Genomic DNA, 16,314 nt, shown 5'->3' with positions numbered 1-16,314 from the left:
CTCGGAAGGACAAAGAAGCCGTATCCTACTGATTCTGTCTTTTCAGAAGACTTGATATCTGTTCACGGTGAACATTTTTTCAGTTAGGCTTTACTGTAATGGGTTACTTGCTTTCGCAATGGATTTGTGTTGATGAAGATGATAACCATCTCCATGAGAGAGAATATGAAGTCGTAGGTTATGGAGGCTTAAGGGATCGGCTGCTTCCACCTGATCTTGGTTGGTGTAGGTCATTTCCCTGCTATCTACCAGGGTGACAGTTCCTTTACCCACGACACGCATTAAGCCATCTCGTTCAAACATGGCACAGGTATCTTCATCAATGCCTATGCCTATACGTTCTGGATGAGTACATAAGGCACTTAAAAGACGAGCCATGCGGTTACGATTATGAAAGTGTTGATCGACAATAATTTCAGGAATGATCCCCAGTCCCATGGCCATATCCACCAAGGCGCGGTTGGGAGACTCTCCACTACTGCCCCCTGCGATCATGTGATGTCCCATTACGGCTGCTCCGGCACTGGTTCCTGCTAGGGAGATTTCTCCTAATTGTACCCGTTGACGAATGCGTTCCATCAGGGGGGTATCGGCCAGTAATCCACATAATCGTAGTTGATCCCCACCGGTCATAAAGACTCCGCTACATTCTTCCACATATTGTTGAAAGTAGGGGTCTTCTCCTTGGGCGCGATCGCGGATGTCTAAAACTTTGACGTATTTGGCCCCCATTTCTTCAAAAATTTGTTGATACCGTTCCCCAATGAGGACGGGTTCTCTGGAGGCGGAGGGAATAATGGCAATGGTAGCATCGGTTCCCCCAGAGCGAAACCAAAAGGTATGGAGAATTTCTTTGCCATGCACTTTATCTTCGGCACCGCCAATGATTAAAACGGCGGTGGTGGTGGATTGGGACATGGGGCTTTGTTGGGATTGAGTCTCTAAGTGCAACATGATCTTGTTTTTAAGCCAAAGAAAAAATTTAGGTACTTTAGGTTTAGTTAGTCATCATAGGGATAAGATTTTAGATATGCCAACTCTAATGCCTTGGTACTCAATTCTCGGCCCCCTTTGTTCGGACTAATTCATCGCACTGTTCCTTGTTTCTCCCTAGGTTTCCCTCAATGTTACCGAGGTTTTGATTAACGGTGTTCTTGGGTTGGTTTTGTTGCTGTAACAGATTTCGATGTTTGACCTTCACTATTTAACCGAATTGTTTGTCTATCTGGTAATGTCCAGTTTATCGCTGAACCTAAAGTTTTCACAATTATTCCATAATAGGGTCAAAGTTCCATAGATTGAAGCTCTATCCTACCTGCCATCCATTTTAAGCTAGACTAGCAACGGAACATTAAAATTAATATTATTTTTTGAACTTCCCGAACCTTCCTGTGAAAATTGATGTGATTACTCTGTTTCCAGATTTCTTTACCTCTCCCCTGGCCTCTGGACTCTTAGGGAAGGCTTTAGAGAAAAATATTGCTACGGTTAATCTGGTTAATCCCCGTGATTTTACCCTAGATAAGCATCATCGGGTGGATGATGAACCCTACGGTGGTGGGGTGGGAATGTTACTGAAACCGGAACCTATTTTTGCTGCGGTTGCTTCTTTAAGCTGTTTACCCAAACGAGAGATCATTCTCCTCACGCCCCAAGGTTCACCTCTTAATCAGACTATTCTACAAGATTTGGCTACCAATTATCAACAATTAGTGTTGATTTGTGGTCATTATGAAGGGGTGGATGAACGAATTCGCTATTTAGCGGATCGGGAAATTTCTTTAGGGGATTTTGTGCTAACTTGTGGGGAAATTCCGGCTTTAGCTTTAATGAATGGGGTAATTCGTTTGTTACCTGGAACGGTGGGAAAGGTGGAATCTTTGAAGGCGGAAAGTTTTGAGGATGGTTTGTTAGATTATCCTCAATATACTCGTCCGCCTATATTTCAAGAATGGGAAGTTCCAGAAATATTAAGGTCAGGGAATCATCAAAAGATTGAAGAATGGCGACGGTGTGAACAAATTAAACGGACTCAACAACGTCGCCCTGATCTTTGGGAAAAATGGCTTAATTCTCAACAAAAATCCGATTGAAATATCTACTCACTCAGTTTAATTTGAAAGTCTGGGGTAATTTGATCCGCAGCAGCCGCTACTTTTTCCCTAACATTCTGAGGAAGTCGAATATAACCAAGGGCAGGAGCTTTTTCTTGTCCTTCATTGAGGGCAAATTGAATCATCGCTTCCATGGCGATCGCTTTATTGGGATCGTCATATTTTTTAAATAATAACATCCAAGTATAGGTAACAATGGGATAGGATTCTTCTCCTGGAGGATCGGTAATAAAGGCTCTTAAATTATCAGGTAATTCTACTTGAGAAAGGGTATAAGTCCCTGATTCATCTGAGGGAACAATAAATTTACCTGCTTTATTTTCTAAAGCTGCCATCGTCAAGTTATTCTTTTTAGCAAAGCCAAATTCCATAAAACCAATTGACCCTTGAGTTTGTCCAATGAGAGCAGTTACGCCTTCATTACCTCTCCCCCCAATAAAGTTGCCTTTGGTTGTGGGCCATTCCACGGATGTTCCCGTACCAATGTCCTTTTTCCATTGAGGACTAATTTCACCAAGATGATTTGTAAACACTGCTGTCGTTCCACTGCCATCTGAACGGTGTACTACTGTAATTCGTTGGTCTGGTAACTTTAAATCAGGGTTAGATTTGGCGAGTTTAGGATCATTCCAATTGGTAATATTACCAGCAAAAATATCTACGTAATTTTCTCTGGTTAATTTTACTCCTTCTACTCCTGGCAAATTGTAGGCTAAAACAATACTCCCCGCTGTAACAGGTAACAACAAAACACCCCGACTGACTTGCGCTATCTGTTCATCTGTCATAGCGATGTCACTGGCCCCAAAATCTACCGTTCCGCCAGTAAATTGTTGTATTCCGGCCCCACTTCCAACGGATTGAAAGTTAAACTGAAGTTGAGATACTTGTCTCGATAACAAGACAAACCAAGTTTGATAAAGTGGAGCGGGAAAAGATGCGCCCGCACCATTAGCCCTAATATTTTGTTGAAAGGGAAGGACAATGGCTACACTACTTTGACTAGGACTTTGGCCTTGATCGGGAGTTGGGTTTTGATTAGCAGCTTGGTCACGACCACAAGCAACGAGGGTAGCAGTGAACAAGATAACCGATAAAGAACTGACAACATTTTTGACAGACCTGTCTAGAAAAATGTTTTGAAACATAGGGATCAAACTCTCCTAATATACAGTAACTACATAACAATTTTTGTCACTATTTCAAGAATGAGTCATGAGGCTGAAAACCCTTCTGTCACATTCTTTATCCCATTATCCTCAATAGTTAACCTGAATTTTGTTCCGTTGTCAATGTATTCTGGATAACATACTGTTAAAAGGGCTTTATTAGGCATATTGACAATAATTAATGATATTAATTTCTGGCAGTAATAAAAGTTTTTTTATGAGAGTTTCATGAGAGATTTTATTGTTATTTATTGTTTTTTTGTTTATTTCGGAAGATGTGGATTGAGAAATTATATAATAGGACTATCTATTTTTATTTATCCATGAATCAATTGCCACCTACTTTAACATCATCGATGATTTCTCGCCGCATTGCCCTAAAACTCTTAGGCTTAGGAACCCTAGGAACCCTGATCGGTTATTCCCGTTTTACTAAGCCGAAACCTTCTATTTATCAACAAGATAGTTTAAGTTTACCCTATCAATTAAGTCAGCAAAAATCTGTGGTTGTGGTTGGGGCAGGTTTAGCGGGTTTAGCTTGTGCTTATGAATTGAGTCAACGGGGATTTAAGGTTACTTTGTTAGAAAAATCACCAAATTTAGGCGGTAAAATTGCTAGTTGGACAATTGAATTTGGTCAAGAATCTTTTCTTATGGAACATGGATTTCATGGCTTTTTTCCTCAATATTATAATCTTAAAAGTATTATTAATGAATTAGAAATTAAAGATAATTTTAAATCGTTAGATTTTTATTCAGTTGTCTTTAATTCTGAAAATTACAGTTATCAACCAGAAATGTTTTATCCGAGTCATTCTGCTTTTCCTTGGAATATTATTGATTTGGCTTTTTGGTCAAAAAATTGTCTTAAATGGGGCATCAATTTAACGAATATAAATCATTGGCAAGTTTTCCAAGCTATTACCGGGTTTCAAATTCCTAAAAGTTTTGATAAATTAGATCATATTGCTGTAACTGACTGGGTAAAAAATGGGTTTCCTCAAGGACTTTATGATTTATATTTCTTGCCTTTTGCTAAATCAACTTTAAATTCTCCTGATACTTTAAGCACCGGAGAATTATTACAATTTTTTCATTTTTATTTCTTTGGAAACCCTGAAGGATTAGCATTTAATGGGACAAAAGATGATATGGGAACTAGCTTGGTCAACCCGATAGTAACATCGATCAAAAAACAGGATAATAAAATTATTTCAGAAGCCAATGTTAGTCAAATTAATTATAAAAATGGCATAATTACCTCTTTAAGTTATCAATCAGGAATGGAGCAAAATAATGTTCCTTTTTGGGTTGACAAAAATAACATTTTAAGTAATGGTGAATCAACTTATTACGGAGCAGGTGATCGCGTTTTTCTGGAGACATCAAAAAATCAGGAAACTATTACTCTAACTTGTACTCATCAAGGTTGTACTGTCAATAAACAGGCTGATGGTACGTTTTTATGTCCCTGTCATGGTGCATTATACGATCAAAAAGGAAAGGTATTAAAAGGGCCAGCAAAACGAGATTTATCTCGCTATAAAATGCAACAAAAAAATGAAACATCAGCCCAATTAATATCCGCGTATCCGAACTTATTAGAAACCTCCAAAACCCTAGAAGCAGATTATTATGTAATTGCTACTGATGTACCAGGAATTAAACAATTATGGCAGTTAATAGAAGGAGATATTAACCCTAATCTTAGCAAAAAGATTGAAGGATTAGCGATTGCTGATCCCTTTGCCGTTGCACGGTTTTGGTTTGATCAAGATTTTGACTGGAAATATAGTGATTTTACGTCCATTTCTGGTTATAAACTTATTGATAGTATTACCTTATATCATCATATTCAAACTCAGTTTATTGAGTGGGCGAAAAAGACAGGAGGAAGTGTTATAGAATTACACGCTTATGGTTACAAAGAAACAGAATTTCCTAACCAAGAAACTTTATTAAATACCTTTGAACAAGAACTATATGAAATTGTTCCAGAATTAAAGAAAGCTAAAATATTGCATCGAGAATTAGTTAATCAGAAAAACTTCTCAGGATATCCCCCAAATAGTTATAATAATCGCCCAGAAACAACCACAGAAATAAATAACTTATTCTTAGCAGGAGATTGGGTTAAAATGCCATTTCCTTGTGGCTTAATGGAAAGAGCAGTCAGTAGTGGATTATTAGCAGCCAATGAAATTTTACATCAAGAAGGACTACAAAGACGTAAAATATTAACAGTAAGACCGGAGGGATTACTCAATATTTGAAATATATAGTATCTTATTCCTAAAAATTTGAGAATACTCATGAATAATCAATCATTTTCTCGCAGAAGAAACTCTCTATCCCCTTTAACTCAAAAACCTGACGATAATAATTATCTTAATTATCGTCATAGTAATCCAGGTTCAATGCCAGGAACCCTACGCATTGCCCAAGATGCTCAACCTACAGAAATTAGCTTAATTGATTATACCCATGAACAAGCAATTCAACAGAATAATTTAACGCCACAAGATTGTCTTTCCTATCTTAATGATTCTTCGGTTTCTTGGTTTGATATTGCTGGTTTAGGGAGTCAAGAAATTTTACAACAACTCGCAGATATCTTTCAATTAGATAGCTATTTATTGGAAGATGTAGTCAATGTTCCCCAACGCCCTAAAATTGAGGAATTTTCTGAGCAATTATCAATTATTACTCAAATGGCTATTATTAAACCTAATGGACAAAATTTTTGGCTTGAACAAGTTAGTTTAGTTGTGGGAAATAATTATGTTATCTCCTTTCAAGAAGAACCTTTTAAAGATTGTTTTGATCTAGTTCGTGATCGCATTCTTAATAATAAGGGAAAAATTCGCAGTCTGGGAACAGATTATTTAGCCTATGCGCTTTGGGATGCCATTATTGATGGATACTATCCAATTATAGAAGCATTTCGAGAACGAATTGCTGCCTTAGAAGAGGAGGTTTTATTTAATGCTAATCTCAAAACCTTAGAAAAAATTTATATCACCCAAAAAGAGTTACTATTTTTACATAGAGCAATTTGGCCACAACGCAATGCTTTAGAATTTATAATTCAAGAAAACACCGATTTTTTTGGAAAAAAAGTGCGTGCAGGTTTAAAGGATTGTTATGAACACACATTACAAATAATAGAAAGTATAGATTCTGGAGATGAACTTCTTGGAGAATTATTAAATCTCTATTTATCTTCTGTTAGTAATCAAACTAATGAGGTGATGAAATTATTAACTATTGTTTCTACAATTTTTATTCCTTTAACATTTATTGCGGGAATTTATGGCATGAATTTTAATCCAGAAGCTTCTCCTTTTAATATGCCAGAACTTAATTGGTATTGGGGGTATCCTTTGTGTTTAGGAATAATGTTAGGTGTTTCTTTAACCTCGATTCTTTTGTTTTGGCGTAGGGGATGGTTTAAACCGCAATTTCCTCGCAAAACTCCCTTTCATTTGCCTACAGAAAGACATCGTTAATCGTTCTAAAGTTTGCCTTAATAACTTAAGTCTAGGGGCAAGCACAGGGACATTGCCCCTAGGGATGCTGTCGTTTGTAAGTCTTGTTGATAGGATTTTCACTCGATTAGGGGAAGATTAAAGACCGTCAATGTGAGATATTGGAAGGTGTAGTGATTGGCGGATGCTTCTATGACATTTCTCTTGAGATTTACCTTAGCAGCTACGATGGTTGTTTTTATTGCTGATATTATTCCCTTTCCCGATTTTCCCCCTGGATTTGTGTCTCAAATGATTAGTCAAAATATCAACAACAGCAGTGATAACAGCCGTTAATGAGAGAAAAACATTTTTAATCCAATCACAATTAAAGTGGTTCCAAAGATTTTTTCAAGGAGATTTGTGGGCAAGTTGATCGCAATTTTAGCTCCCCATAAGCCTCCTAAGACAAAGCCTAAACAAATTAGAATAGCAGCTTTCCAATTGACTAATCCTTGTTCATAATAAGTCCAAGCTGCTAAAATTCCAATGGGAGGAATTAATAAGGCTAGAGTTGTTCCTTGGGCTTGCTGTTGAGAAAATTTGAAGATAAAAATTAAAGCCGGAGTAATTAGTACACCGCCGCCAATTCCAATTAATCCACTCAGAATTCCCGCCAACATCCCTAGTAATAAAAACCCAATAATTTCCATTTTAGGTAATTCCTTTAACGCTATTATTGACTATAACAATACTACATGATTTGTAAACTTAACTGTTTCATCTAGCATTAGGAGACTTGAATATCTAATAAAAATCATGAATTCTATAATTAGTTATCAAAAAACAACTCAACTTATGGTTGAGATTTATGTAAGGTCTTCGACTCATTTTATTATAAATCATTACTCGAAATTATTACCAGATTGGGACTTTTATCCTGAAACTGTTGTGATTATTTTATTAGAATCTGCCATTCCTCTAAATACGGTTAATCGAGATGTTATAAAAGAAAAAAAACGATTAAGAAATGAATTTTTAGAATGGGCAAACATAATTAAATTCCATTGTAAAAAACAAAAATGGTTAACGGAAATTATTGATCCTCAAGATGGAATGCCTATTTATTCATCTCAAGGAAAAATGGGGTTTGATGTTGTCGCAGTTGTTCATGAGTTACTCCGTTTCGATGTTAATGATACTAAAGATGGCTGTAAAATGTTGCATCATCCGATCAAAAAAACAGCCATTTATCCGAGTCTTTTGTTATCTGATGCTAAGGTTAAAGACATGAATTATCTCTTGCAAAAAACCTTAACAACAAGATAAAATAGAATCAAAATGCTTGTATCCATTCTTTCACTTCATAATCTGTCCAAATACCATTTTTCCAATAGGGATCATTTTCAATTAATTCCTTGACTTTTTCGCTGTTTTCTGCTTCATAAATACCAAAGACTTTTGTATTATCTTTGGTGGGGCCAAGGGTAATTAAAATTCCCGCGTCTTTTTGCTTTTGTAACCCGTCTAAATGATCTTGACGGTAAGGGGTACGCTTTTCTAAGGCATTTTCGCAATAGTTACCAAATAAGATGTATTTTGCCATGATTATCAATTAAGAGTTTTGGGTTTTATGTAGGGGTTTAACACTGTTAAACCCTCAGACTATTTTAACTACGAAGGCTGACATCAAATTCTTTAACCAAAGTTTGACGAATTTTATCATGAACAGGTTCAACATCCTCATCCGTTAAGGTGCGATCGCCTGAACGATAAGCTAAACTAAAAGCTAAACTTCTTTGTCCTTCAGGGACGTTTTTACCCTGATAATCATCAAATAATTCTACCCCGGCCAGTAAATTTCCTCCTGCTTTATTCATAGTTTTGGTCAATTCTGCCACAGTAACTTTAAGGGAAGCAAAAAAGGCCAAATCTCTTTCCACTGCGGGATAAGCAGAATAGGTTTGAAAATGAGGGGTTAACAAATTATCTTTATTGAGGGCATTTAAAAGACAATTAAAGTCTAATTCAAAGGCATAAACTGCATCAATTAAATCCCGTTGTTGCCGTAATTGGGGATGAATTTGCCCAAACGTACCTAACCGCTTCCCATTTAACCATAAAGATGCGGTTCTGCCAGGGTGTAACCGTTCATCTTGACTATCGGGTTGATATTCCACAACTAACCCTAAGCGTTGAAAGATACTGTCCAAAATACCTTTGGCCTCATACCAAGTCATGGGGTTAGGTTTACCACTTCTTGTCCAGCGGCCTTGGGGTAAAAAGTCACCCCCCATAATTCCCGCCAAATTATCCTGTTCGTGAATTTCTCCGTCAATACGGCGGAAAACACGCCCAATTTCAAAGCCATTGAGGGCCCCGTTTCCTTGGGACTGGTTATAAGCAAAGGCATCGATTAAACCATCAAAAAGATTGGTTCTGAGGGCAGAATATTCCGCAAATAGGGGGTTTGCTAAGATAACCTGGGCCCCTTCTGGTTTGACTAAGGAATATTGTACTAATTCTGTAAGGCCAACGGCGCGGAAAACTTCTCTAACTTTGCGTTGGGTTTGATCTTCGAGAGACAGTCCCCCTGCTTCGGTTTTGTCGGGAAGCTCATCACAAAAATGATCGTAACCGTAGAGACGGGCCACTTCTTCAATGAGATCAATTTCTCGTTCTAAGTCCCGGTAACGGTAGGAAGGAATAGCAACTGACCACACATTGGTTTTACCCTTAACAGGGCTTAATTGACAGTTTAAATTCGTTAAAATGCGTTCTACATCATCAGCAGCAATTTGGGTGATCTCATCGCCTTTTTTGATGGGGCCTAAGACCTGATGAATCCGTTCTAACCGTAGAATAATTGATTGAGTGGACAAATCAGGACGGTTATCTGCGATCGCCTGGGTGACGGGGGTTCCGCCAGCTAATTCCGTAATTAGGGAAATGGCCCGTTGACAGGCTAATTCTAACTCAGATTGATTGATTCCTCGTTCATATCTGGTGGAAGCTTCACTGCGTAAACTTTGACCCCGTGAGGAACGACGGATCGTGACTTGTTCAAATAAAGCTGCTTCTAAGAGGATGTTTTGAGTCCCTTCATAGACTTCCGTTTCCTCTCCTCCCATAACTCCGGCGATCGCCACAGGGGTATCATTAGCAGCAATCAATAGGTTAACAGGTTTCAGGGTTCTGTCTTGGCCGTCAAGGGTTTTTAAGGTTTCCTTTTCTTGGGAAAATCTTACACTTACGGTTAGGGATTTTTTGTTTCCTGCAACAGTTTCTAAGCGTTGCAGATCAAAAGCGTGAAGCGGTTGCCCCCATTCCAACAAAATTAAGTTAGTAATGTCTACTACATTGTTAATGGGACGGACTCCGGCCGCTTCCAGTCGCTTTTGTAACCATTCAGGAGATGGGGCGATTTTTACCCCTTCAATGACGGTTCCAATGTAAGCAGGACAAGCATTTGCGTCAGAAACGGTTATGTTGAGAGGATATGGCTGCTTTTTGGGTAAGGGAGTTTTGGGTGGTTGGGGTAAGTTTAATTCCCCTCCGGTTAAGGCGGCCACTTCTCTCGCTACCCCGATCATACTCATCGCGTCGGCCCGGTTAGCGGTGGGGTAAATATCTAAGATTACATCATCTAAACCCAGGAAGGGCCGGGCATCTGCGCCCAATTTTAGGTTATCTTCGTCAAAAATATGAATTCCGGCAGATTCTTTGCTTAAACCCACTTCTGCTAAGGAACAGATCATGCCTTCTGACTTAACGCCCCGTAATTTGGCCGGTTTGATTTTTAGGTCAATTTTGGGTAAATAGGTTCCCATAGTGGCGACGGCCACATAAATATCGGCCTTAGCGTTGGGGGCCCCGCAAACTATATTTAAGGGGGTTTCTGCGCCAATATCGACTTGACAGACGCTTAATTTATCGGCGTTGGGGTGAGGTTGGCGATCTGTGATTTTACCGATCACAACCCCATCGGCCCATTGACGGCGATCTTCTATTTCTTCGACTTCTAGCCCCGCGATGGTTAAAATATCGGCTAATTCTTCAGGGGTGAGGGTGACGTTAACGAGTTCCCGTAGCCAGTTAACGGAAATCTTCATGGTTTAATGTTTTAGTTGCGATCGGTGACCAGATCTTAGTTTACCGTGATCATCATATTCAGTAAAGTTGATTTATAATTAAGTCAAACAAATTCTAGACTATAAAAAGCTATTAATCCTACTAACGAACAAGCTCAAGCGTCTTTGCGTGTCTGTCAGATGTTGTCTAATACTTATCGAGACATTCAATTATTCCGTTATAATCCCCAAAAACGCTATGTTTTTCTTATGTCGGGGGATGAACTACAAATTATGATTTTTCCCAATGGACAATGGAGATTTATTAATCATGAAACCGAATTTTGAAGCAATGACTATCCAAGAGTTAACCGCTTATTTGCGTAGTCATCGAGATGATTTAGAGGCATTAGATGCTTTAGTTAATCGTCGTACCCCTGATGAGGAAGCGACTTGGTATCCTGCGGTAACAATGCCTGATGGTACTCCCATTGAAGAAAATATTCGTATTATGGAAACAGCGATTAAAAAGCGTATTGAACAAAGTAATTAGTTCATGCTAAATAGGTTTAAATGAATAACCATAGGTAGCTTTATCATCTTTAACTATTTTTACCAGTTGAACTTGTGGAGCAAAGCGATCGCCACAAGTGGTAAAGGAAACCTTGTTAGAAGCACCCTTAGCAAAAAAATTATTTGACAACAGTTTTTTTTGTACCTCTGTTTTGGAGGGTTTATTGTTAGTAGCTTCAATATTTTTTATGGCTTCAATTAGGGCTTTTGCTGCATCATAAGCTGTTGCCGTTCGCCAGTTTATATCAACATCTCCCCAAAGTTCTTTTGATTTTTTGACAAATTCACTTGTTCTGTTAGCGTCAATATGCCAAGGAATTGCTATGACCATTCCCTCTACATTTTGCTTTCCATATTTTAGGGTATTTCCCGTATAAACATCATCTGCTGCTAATAGATCAATGTTGTTTTTATTTGCAAAAAGTAAACCACTCAATCCTTCTTCTAATTTATCAGAGGGAAACGCTAACATTAGCACATTAACGCCATCTTTATCAGCTTGATCTACCGATTCACTAATTTTAACATTATTATCCGATAAATCAAAGGTAAAAGGTACTTTACCACCTTCTTTTTCAAGGTTTTCAACAAATTTGGATTTGAGAGAGTTGCTATAGTTACTTTGAGAATAGTAGAATACAGCCGCTTTTAATTTACGCTCATTTTTTAAATGTTCTACTAATTTTTTAGCTGCATCAGCATCAGTAGGAATCGTCCTAAAAATATAATTATTGCATTTCTCTGTGAGTTCAACTGAGCTACTAATGGGAGATATAGCAACTAACCTTTTTTCCTTATACGTATCACTTACTTTTAAAGTTACGTCACTAGCATAGTGACCAATAACTCCTAATGATTCTGTGTTTTCCGCGATTTCTTTCGCAACTTTTTGAGCTTCTTCTGGATCATTTTTATCATTAGCAATAATCACTTGTAATTGTTCTTTATTGATTCCTATTCCCTCTTGATTAATTTCTTCTTGAGCTTGAGCTACGCCACGTAAGATTTCTTCGGAGGCATTTTTATTATTAATAGGAACCGAGACTGTAATAGTCAAAGGTTTGTCCTCTCTTATCTGGGCATTATTGTAAAAAATACGAGTTTCTGGATCATTTTTTAAGCTGTCTAATGATTCTCTTAGATACTGGGCAGCTTGAGATTTTTGCTCTTTTAATGAGAATGCTTTTATTCCTTTCTCTTTAGGCGAATCTGTTTCTATTTTAAAGAAAGAACAGTCGCCATAACTCCAAATTTTATTAGTATTTTGACAGTTATAATCTGAGCTAAGTTCAGTATTTTTTATTGGTGTTCCTGTTGGTGTTGGTGATATTTGTATAACCGTATTTTGCTGTTTAATTAATCCAAATATCAAAATCAAAAGAACCCCAAATATAAATATAAGTGAGAACCGTTGTTTTTCATCTAAATTCCTTTGATTCCAAGGCCAAGGTAGTTTACCTGAAACCCCACTAAAAAGTGAAATAATCGATATTATAAATAAGATAAAAGCGATTAAATTAAGAAATGCTTTATTATCTGAAATCAAATCCCAAATACCTGACAACCAATCCATTATTTTCCCTTTTAATACTTTCTACTCAAATTAAAGGCTATACTAACATAAATACTCAGAAAAATCTACTATAGCTTGTGCTACATTTATTTGTAACCACCTATTTAGGAGAGTTTTGGTAGGGTCAATTAATGAATTGACCCTACAAATAATGCTGATGTATTAGTTTTATTTGATTTTTTTAAACTTGATTATCCATTTTAAACAACTTACTCTAAAATCCTGAATTTTTGCCAAAATTAAATATTTTTTTTATAGCTTTACTTAAACTAGAAACGCTATGATTAAGTTTCTAGTTTAAGTAAACAATTATTGTTAGAGATAGGGGATTTAGAATTATATGGACAAATGGTTAAAATTTCGCAAGCAATCAATTATTATTGCATTTATTATTTTATTTACTATCTTTTTTCTGGATCTTTGGGGATTTTCTCAAATTAGTTTGTCAGAAGATGCTCCAGGTAATACTAGAGAAAAACCAGCAGAAACTAATGTTATTTTGGATGGACAAAAACTTTTTTCAATTGATAGTCCTGCGGGTAGCTTTACTCCTGAATTAAGGGCTGTTTATGTCTCACAAAATATTCAAGAGTTTGCTAAAAATTATGATCTCAATGTTGAAGATATCAAGATTATTAGGACGGGAGATTATTTAGATATAATAATCGGGGATAAAATTTTAAATTCAGTGACTCCTGAAGATGCTAATAAAACAGGTATCATGCAGCAAAAATTAGCTGAAAAACATCTTCAGATTATTCAACAAACTGTGCAAAAGTATCGGGTAGATAATAGTTTAAGCACTTTTCTCTTTAGTTGCTTAAAATTCATCCTATTAACGGCATTTTCTATTTATTTTTATGTTTGGCTAAAAAGTGATTTACGTCATAAAATTTATAAAAAACTATTTGAAAAACTTGAGCAAATTATAAACAATATAATTCCTAGTATTGAACAACAAACTTTACTGAGCAAAATTATTAATTTTATTGGCTCTTTATTCTATTCTTTACTATTAATTACCCTCAATTGGTTATTATTTATTTCCTATGGTATTTTAGCATTAAAAATCTTTCCAAAAACCAAAAATATAAGCCAAAAAATAATTAGTGTTATTGAAAATGAATTTAATTTTATTGGCAACAAAATTGTTGATTATTTACCTGATTTATTTATGACTTTATTTATTGGGAGTATTGGTTACTTTTTGATTAAAGTCATCAATTTAGTCTTTGAAGAAATCAAAAATGGCAATCTTGAATTTTCAGGCTTTTATCCAGAATGGCATAAACCGACTAAACGGTTAATTAATGGGTTAATTATCATGATTACTCTGATGGCAATTACTCCTTACTTACCTGGGTTTAACTCTCCCGCTATCAAAGGAATTACCATATTTATCGGGGCTTTAATTTCTTTAGGATCGTCAGGAACAATTTCTAATTTATTAGCAGGAATTGTTTTAATTTATACTCGATCATTTAGACTAGGGGACTATATTAAAATCAATGATATTAGAGGAGAAGTTATCGCCACTAATATGTTAGTGACTCGATTAATGACTTTTCATAAAGAAGTCATTACCTTTTCTAATACTCAAATTTTAAGTAGTCAGGTAACTAACTATAATATGGGAATAAATAACAAAACTCAAGGGGTATTATTGAATGTTACTATAACTCTAGGTTATGATGTTCCTTGGCGCAAAATTTACGCAACTTTAATTAAAGCAGCATTAAAAACAACAGAAATTTTAGCACAACCTGAACCCTTTATTATCCAGGAAGGATTTGATGATTCTTATGTGAGTTATACCTTAAATGCCTACACAAAAAATCCGAATAAAATGATGTATATTTATTCCCATTTATACGAAAATATTCAAGATTGTTGTAATGAAGCAGGGATTGAAATTCTTTCCCCTGAATATTTACAATTACGAGATGGTAATCATACTACGATTCCTGAAACTTACTTAGCTGAAGATTATCAATCTTCTCAATTCCAAGTTAAATTTAAAAAATCCATAGAATAAGCTAAAATTCAAAAAGCAACTAGGTTTTTATAGATCGCTGCTGAGATTTTTTCGGCAATCTTCAAAAAAATCTACTACAGCTTGTGCAATCATTTCTGCTCCATCTTTTCGTAAAATTTTACCAATTTTTGGAGGGTGAGGAGACTTATTTAAAAATTCCCAATTGCCTTGATAAAAAGTCTCTGTATCAATAATTTGATGATCAGCATAATTTTCAATGCCTTCTAATAATAAATGAGCCTCAGCAAAATCATCTCTAGTTAAGGATACAATAGGAACATCTAAACGCATTGTCTCTGAAAAGGTACTAAAACCAGGCTTAGAAATTACTTTGCTACAAATTGGCATAAAATCTACGGGACGCAATAAAGGTTCACTAATTTTTATTATATTAGGTAAATCAGGAGCTTGGCGATCAAAAGTAATAAATTGCCAGTCAGAAAATCGAGCTAAATTTTGATAAGGAATTTGGTCTAAACCTAAGCCACCAAAGGTTAATAAAATCGTTTTATCTTGGGCAGCTATTATCTTAAATTTAGTTCTTAATTCTTCAGAAGAATAATGAGGTGTCCCCCCAGTTAAACCCACATCAATAATAGAATTAAAAGCGTTCATGGGTTCCGCCATTGGAAGACGAAATAAGCGATCGCATTGTTGATAACAGTCTTTGATCCAATTAACAATATCATCAAATTCTTCCCCCCAAGCTTCATAAATAAAATCCCAACCAAAATTACTCATCATCCAACAAGGAATACCCGCTAATTTAGCAATGGGAGCCATTAAAGGAGGAATATCAGCTAAAATAAGGTTAACTTTATTGGTTTTAATAAAGTTAATTTCTCCCGCAATTAAGGCATTCCGTTTTTTATAAATTTCCTGCATTTTTTCTAGAGTTGCTGGTTTATCCATCTGAAAACTATCTGATTGAATTACCCCCACATCAAAAGCTCTCGGACGGTAAATAAAATCCCCTGGAATATAGGATTCTAGCAACCATCTGGGGGCAGTTGTTGCAAAAATTAATAAGATCTCAGGATTCAATTTTTGGATAGCCGCAGCTACCGTAGAAATTCGCACAGCATGACCAAAACCATGGCCAGTAGCTGCTAAATAAAGGACGGGGCGAGAATGATTAATTAAGGAAGTCATTTGCTTAAGTGGCAAAGATTTTTAGCTAAACTAACAATAGGCTAAAGCCTTATTCTATCAAAACTAAGTCCGCCTTCGCGGACTAAATTATAGGTTGCGTAGGCAACCTTTGTTTATATAGCTTAACTCTTAAGAGTTAAAGTCTATTATTTGTGATGATT

Annotated in this window: 16 protein-coding genes; 8 read left to right on the top strand and 8 right to left on the bottom strand. The window is 36.3% G+C overall.

The genetic code is table 11. From position 1 onward, the window contains the following. Window positions 1–90 precede the first annotated feature (90 nt). A complete protein-coding gene (locus tag VB691_RS08280) occupies window positions 91–954 on the bottom strand; it encodes a cyanophycinase (RefSeq protein ID WP_323290998.1) in 864 nt (287 codons plus the stop codon). A 188-nt stretch (window positions 955–1,142) separates the two neighbouring features. Next, entirely contained in the window at window positions 1,143–1,265 is a 123-nt protein-coding gene (locus VB691_RS08275) for a hypothetical protein (RefSeq protein WP_323290997.1), read from the bottom strand. 126 nt (window positions 1,266–1,391) lie between these two features. On the opposite strand from VB691_RS08275, the gene trmD reads away from it, so the two are divergent. Then, window positions 1,392–2,093, top strand: coding sequence for a tRNA (guanosine(37)-N1)-methyltransferase TrmD (gene trmD / locus VB691_RS08270; protein ID WP_323291028.1), 702 nt, complete (start codon window positions 1,392–1,394; stop codon window positions 2,091–2,093). A 5-nt stretch (window positions 2,094–2,098) separates the two neighbouring features. Here the strand turns inward: trmD and pstS are convergent, their stop codons facing one another. Continuing rightward, window positions 2,099–3,262, bottom strand: a complete 1,164-nt coding sequence (gene pstS / locus VB691_RS08265) for a phosphate ABC transporter substrate-binding protein PstS (RefSeq protein WP_323290996.1) — start codon at window positions 3,260–3,262, stop codon at window positions 2,099–2,101. Between the two features lie 344 nt (window positions 3,263–3,606). Between pstS and VB691_RS08260 the strand changes: the two genes are divergently transcribed. The 3 genes from VB691_RS08260 to VB691_RS08250 all read left to right on the top strand — a co-directional run bounded on the left by VB691_RS08260 (window position 3,607) and on the right by VB691_RS08250 (window position 7,107). After that, window positions 3,607–5,556, top strand: coding sequence for an FAD-dependent oxidoreductase (locus VB691_RS08260; protein WP_416244859.1), 1,950 nt, complete (start codon window positions 3,607–3,609; stop codon window positions 5,554–5,556). Between the two features lie 39 nt (window positions 5,557–5,595). After that, window positions 5,596–6,792, top strand: coding sequence for a magnesium/cobalt transporter CorA (gene corA, locus VB691_RS08255; RefSeq protein ID WP_323290995.1), 1,197 nt, complete (start codon window positions 5,596–5,598; stop codon window positions 6,790–6,792). Window positions 6,793–6,963: 171 nt separating this feature from the next. After that, window positions 6,964–7,107, top strand: a complete 144-nt coding sequence (locus VB691_RS08250) for a hypothetical protein (RefSeq protein WP_323290994.1) — start codon at window positions 6,964–6,966, stop codon at window positions 7,105–7,107. Here VB691_RS08250 and VB691_RS08245 read toward each other — a convergent pair. Continuing rightward, window positions 7,104–7,463 carry a sulfite exporter TauE/SafE family protein gene (locus VB691_RS08245; protein ID WP_323290993.1) on the bottom strand — a complete coding sequence of 120 codons (360 nt, stop codon included), beginning with the start codon at window positions 7,461–7,463 and terminating at the stop codon, window positions 7,104–7,106. The two genes, VB691_RS08250 and VB691_RS08245, sit on opposite strands and share 4 nt — an antisense overlap. Window positions 7,464–7,569: 106 nt before the next feature. Between VB691_RS08245 and VB691_RS08240 the strand changes: the two genes are divergently transcribed. Beyond that, window positions 7,570–8,079 carry a hypothetical protein gene (locus tag VB691_RS08240; protein ID WP_323290992.1) on the top strand — a complete coding sequence of 170 codons (510 nt, stop codon included), beginning with the start codon at window positions 7,570–7,572 and terminating at the stop codon, window positions 8,077–8,079. A gap of 7 nt (window positions 8,080–8,086) precedes the next feature. Here the strand turns inward: VB691_RS08240 and VB691_RS08235 are convergent, their stop codons facing one another. Both VB691_RS08235 and pheT read right to left on the bottom strand, forming a co-directional pair. Further along, window positions 8,087–8,356, bottom strand: a complete 270-nt coding sequence (locus VB691_RS08235) for a YciI family protein (RefSeq protein ID WP_323290991.1) — start codon at window positions 8,354–8,356, stop codon at window positions 8,087–8,089. Between the two features lie 64 nt (window positions 8,357–8,420). Beyond that, window positions 8,421–10,862, bottom strand: a complete 2,442-nt coding sequence (pheT, locus tag VB691_RS08230; RefSeq protein ID WP_323290990.1) for a phenylalanine--tRNA ligase subunit beta — start codon at window positions 10,860–10,862, stop codon at window positions 8,421–8,423. Between the two features lie 159 nt (window positions 10,863–11,021). Between pheT and VB691_RS08225 the strand changes: the two genes are divergently transcribed. After that, the gene (locus VB691_RS08225) at window positions 11,022–11,168 is read left to right on the top strand and encodes a DUF6888 family protein (RefSeq protein WP_323290989.1); all 147 of its coding nucleotides are present in this window, start codon (window positions 11,022–11,024) and stop codon (window positions 11,166–11,168) included. Beyond that, on the top strand, window positions 11,152–11,373 hold the full coding sequence (locus VB691_RS08220; protein WP_323290988.1) for a DUF6887 family protein: 222 nt from the start codon (window positions 11,152–11,154) through the stop codon (window positions 11,371–11,373). The genes VB691_RS08225 and VB691_RS08220 overlap by 17 nt, the downstream gene beginning before the upstream one ends. Before the next feature lie 6 nt (window positions 11,374–11,379). Here the strand turns inward: VB691_RS08220 and VB691_RS08215 are convergent, their stop codons facing one another. Next, window positions 11,380–12,966 (bottom strand): ABC transporter substrate-binding protein, encoded by a 1,587-nt coding sequence (locus tag VB691_RS08215; RefSeq protein WP_323290987.1) that lies wholly within the window; start codon window positions 12,964–12,966, stop codon window positions 11,380–11,382. A gap of 340 nt (window positions 12,967–13,306) precedes the next feature. On the opposite strand from VB691_RS08215, the gene VB691_RS08210 reads away from it, so the two are divergent. Beyond that, on the top strand, window positions 13,307–15,001 hold the full coding sequence (locus VB691_RS08210; protein WP_323290986.1) for a mechanosensitive ion channel family protein: 1,695 nt from the start codon (window positions 13,307–13,309) through the stop codon (window positions 14,999–15,001). Window positions 15,002–15,028: 27 nt separating this feature from the next. On the opposite strand, the gene VB691_RS08205 is transcribed toward VB691_RS08210, so the two are convergent. Next, on the bottom strand, window positions 15,029–16,153 hold the full coding sequence (locus tag VB691_RS08205; RefSeq protein ID WP_323290985.1) for a glycosyl transferase: 1,125 nt from the start codon (window positions 16,151–16,153) through the stop codon (window positions 15,029–15,031). Between the last annotated feature and the right edge of the window lie 161 nt (window positions 16,154–16,314).

The sequence above is a fragment of the Crocosphaera sp. XPORK-15E genome (assembly GCF_034931425.1).
GTDB lineage: Bacteria > Cyanobacteriota > Cyanobacteriia > Cyanobacteriales > Microcystaceae > UHCC-0190.
This window is presented reverse-complemented; position numbering and strand designations above follow the sequence as displayed.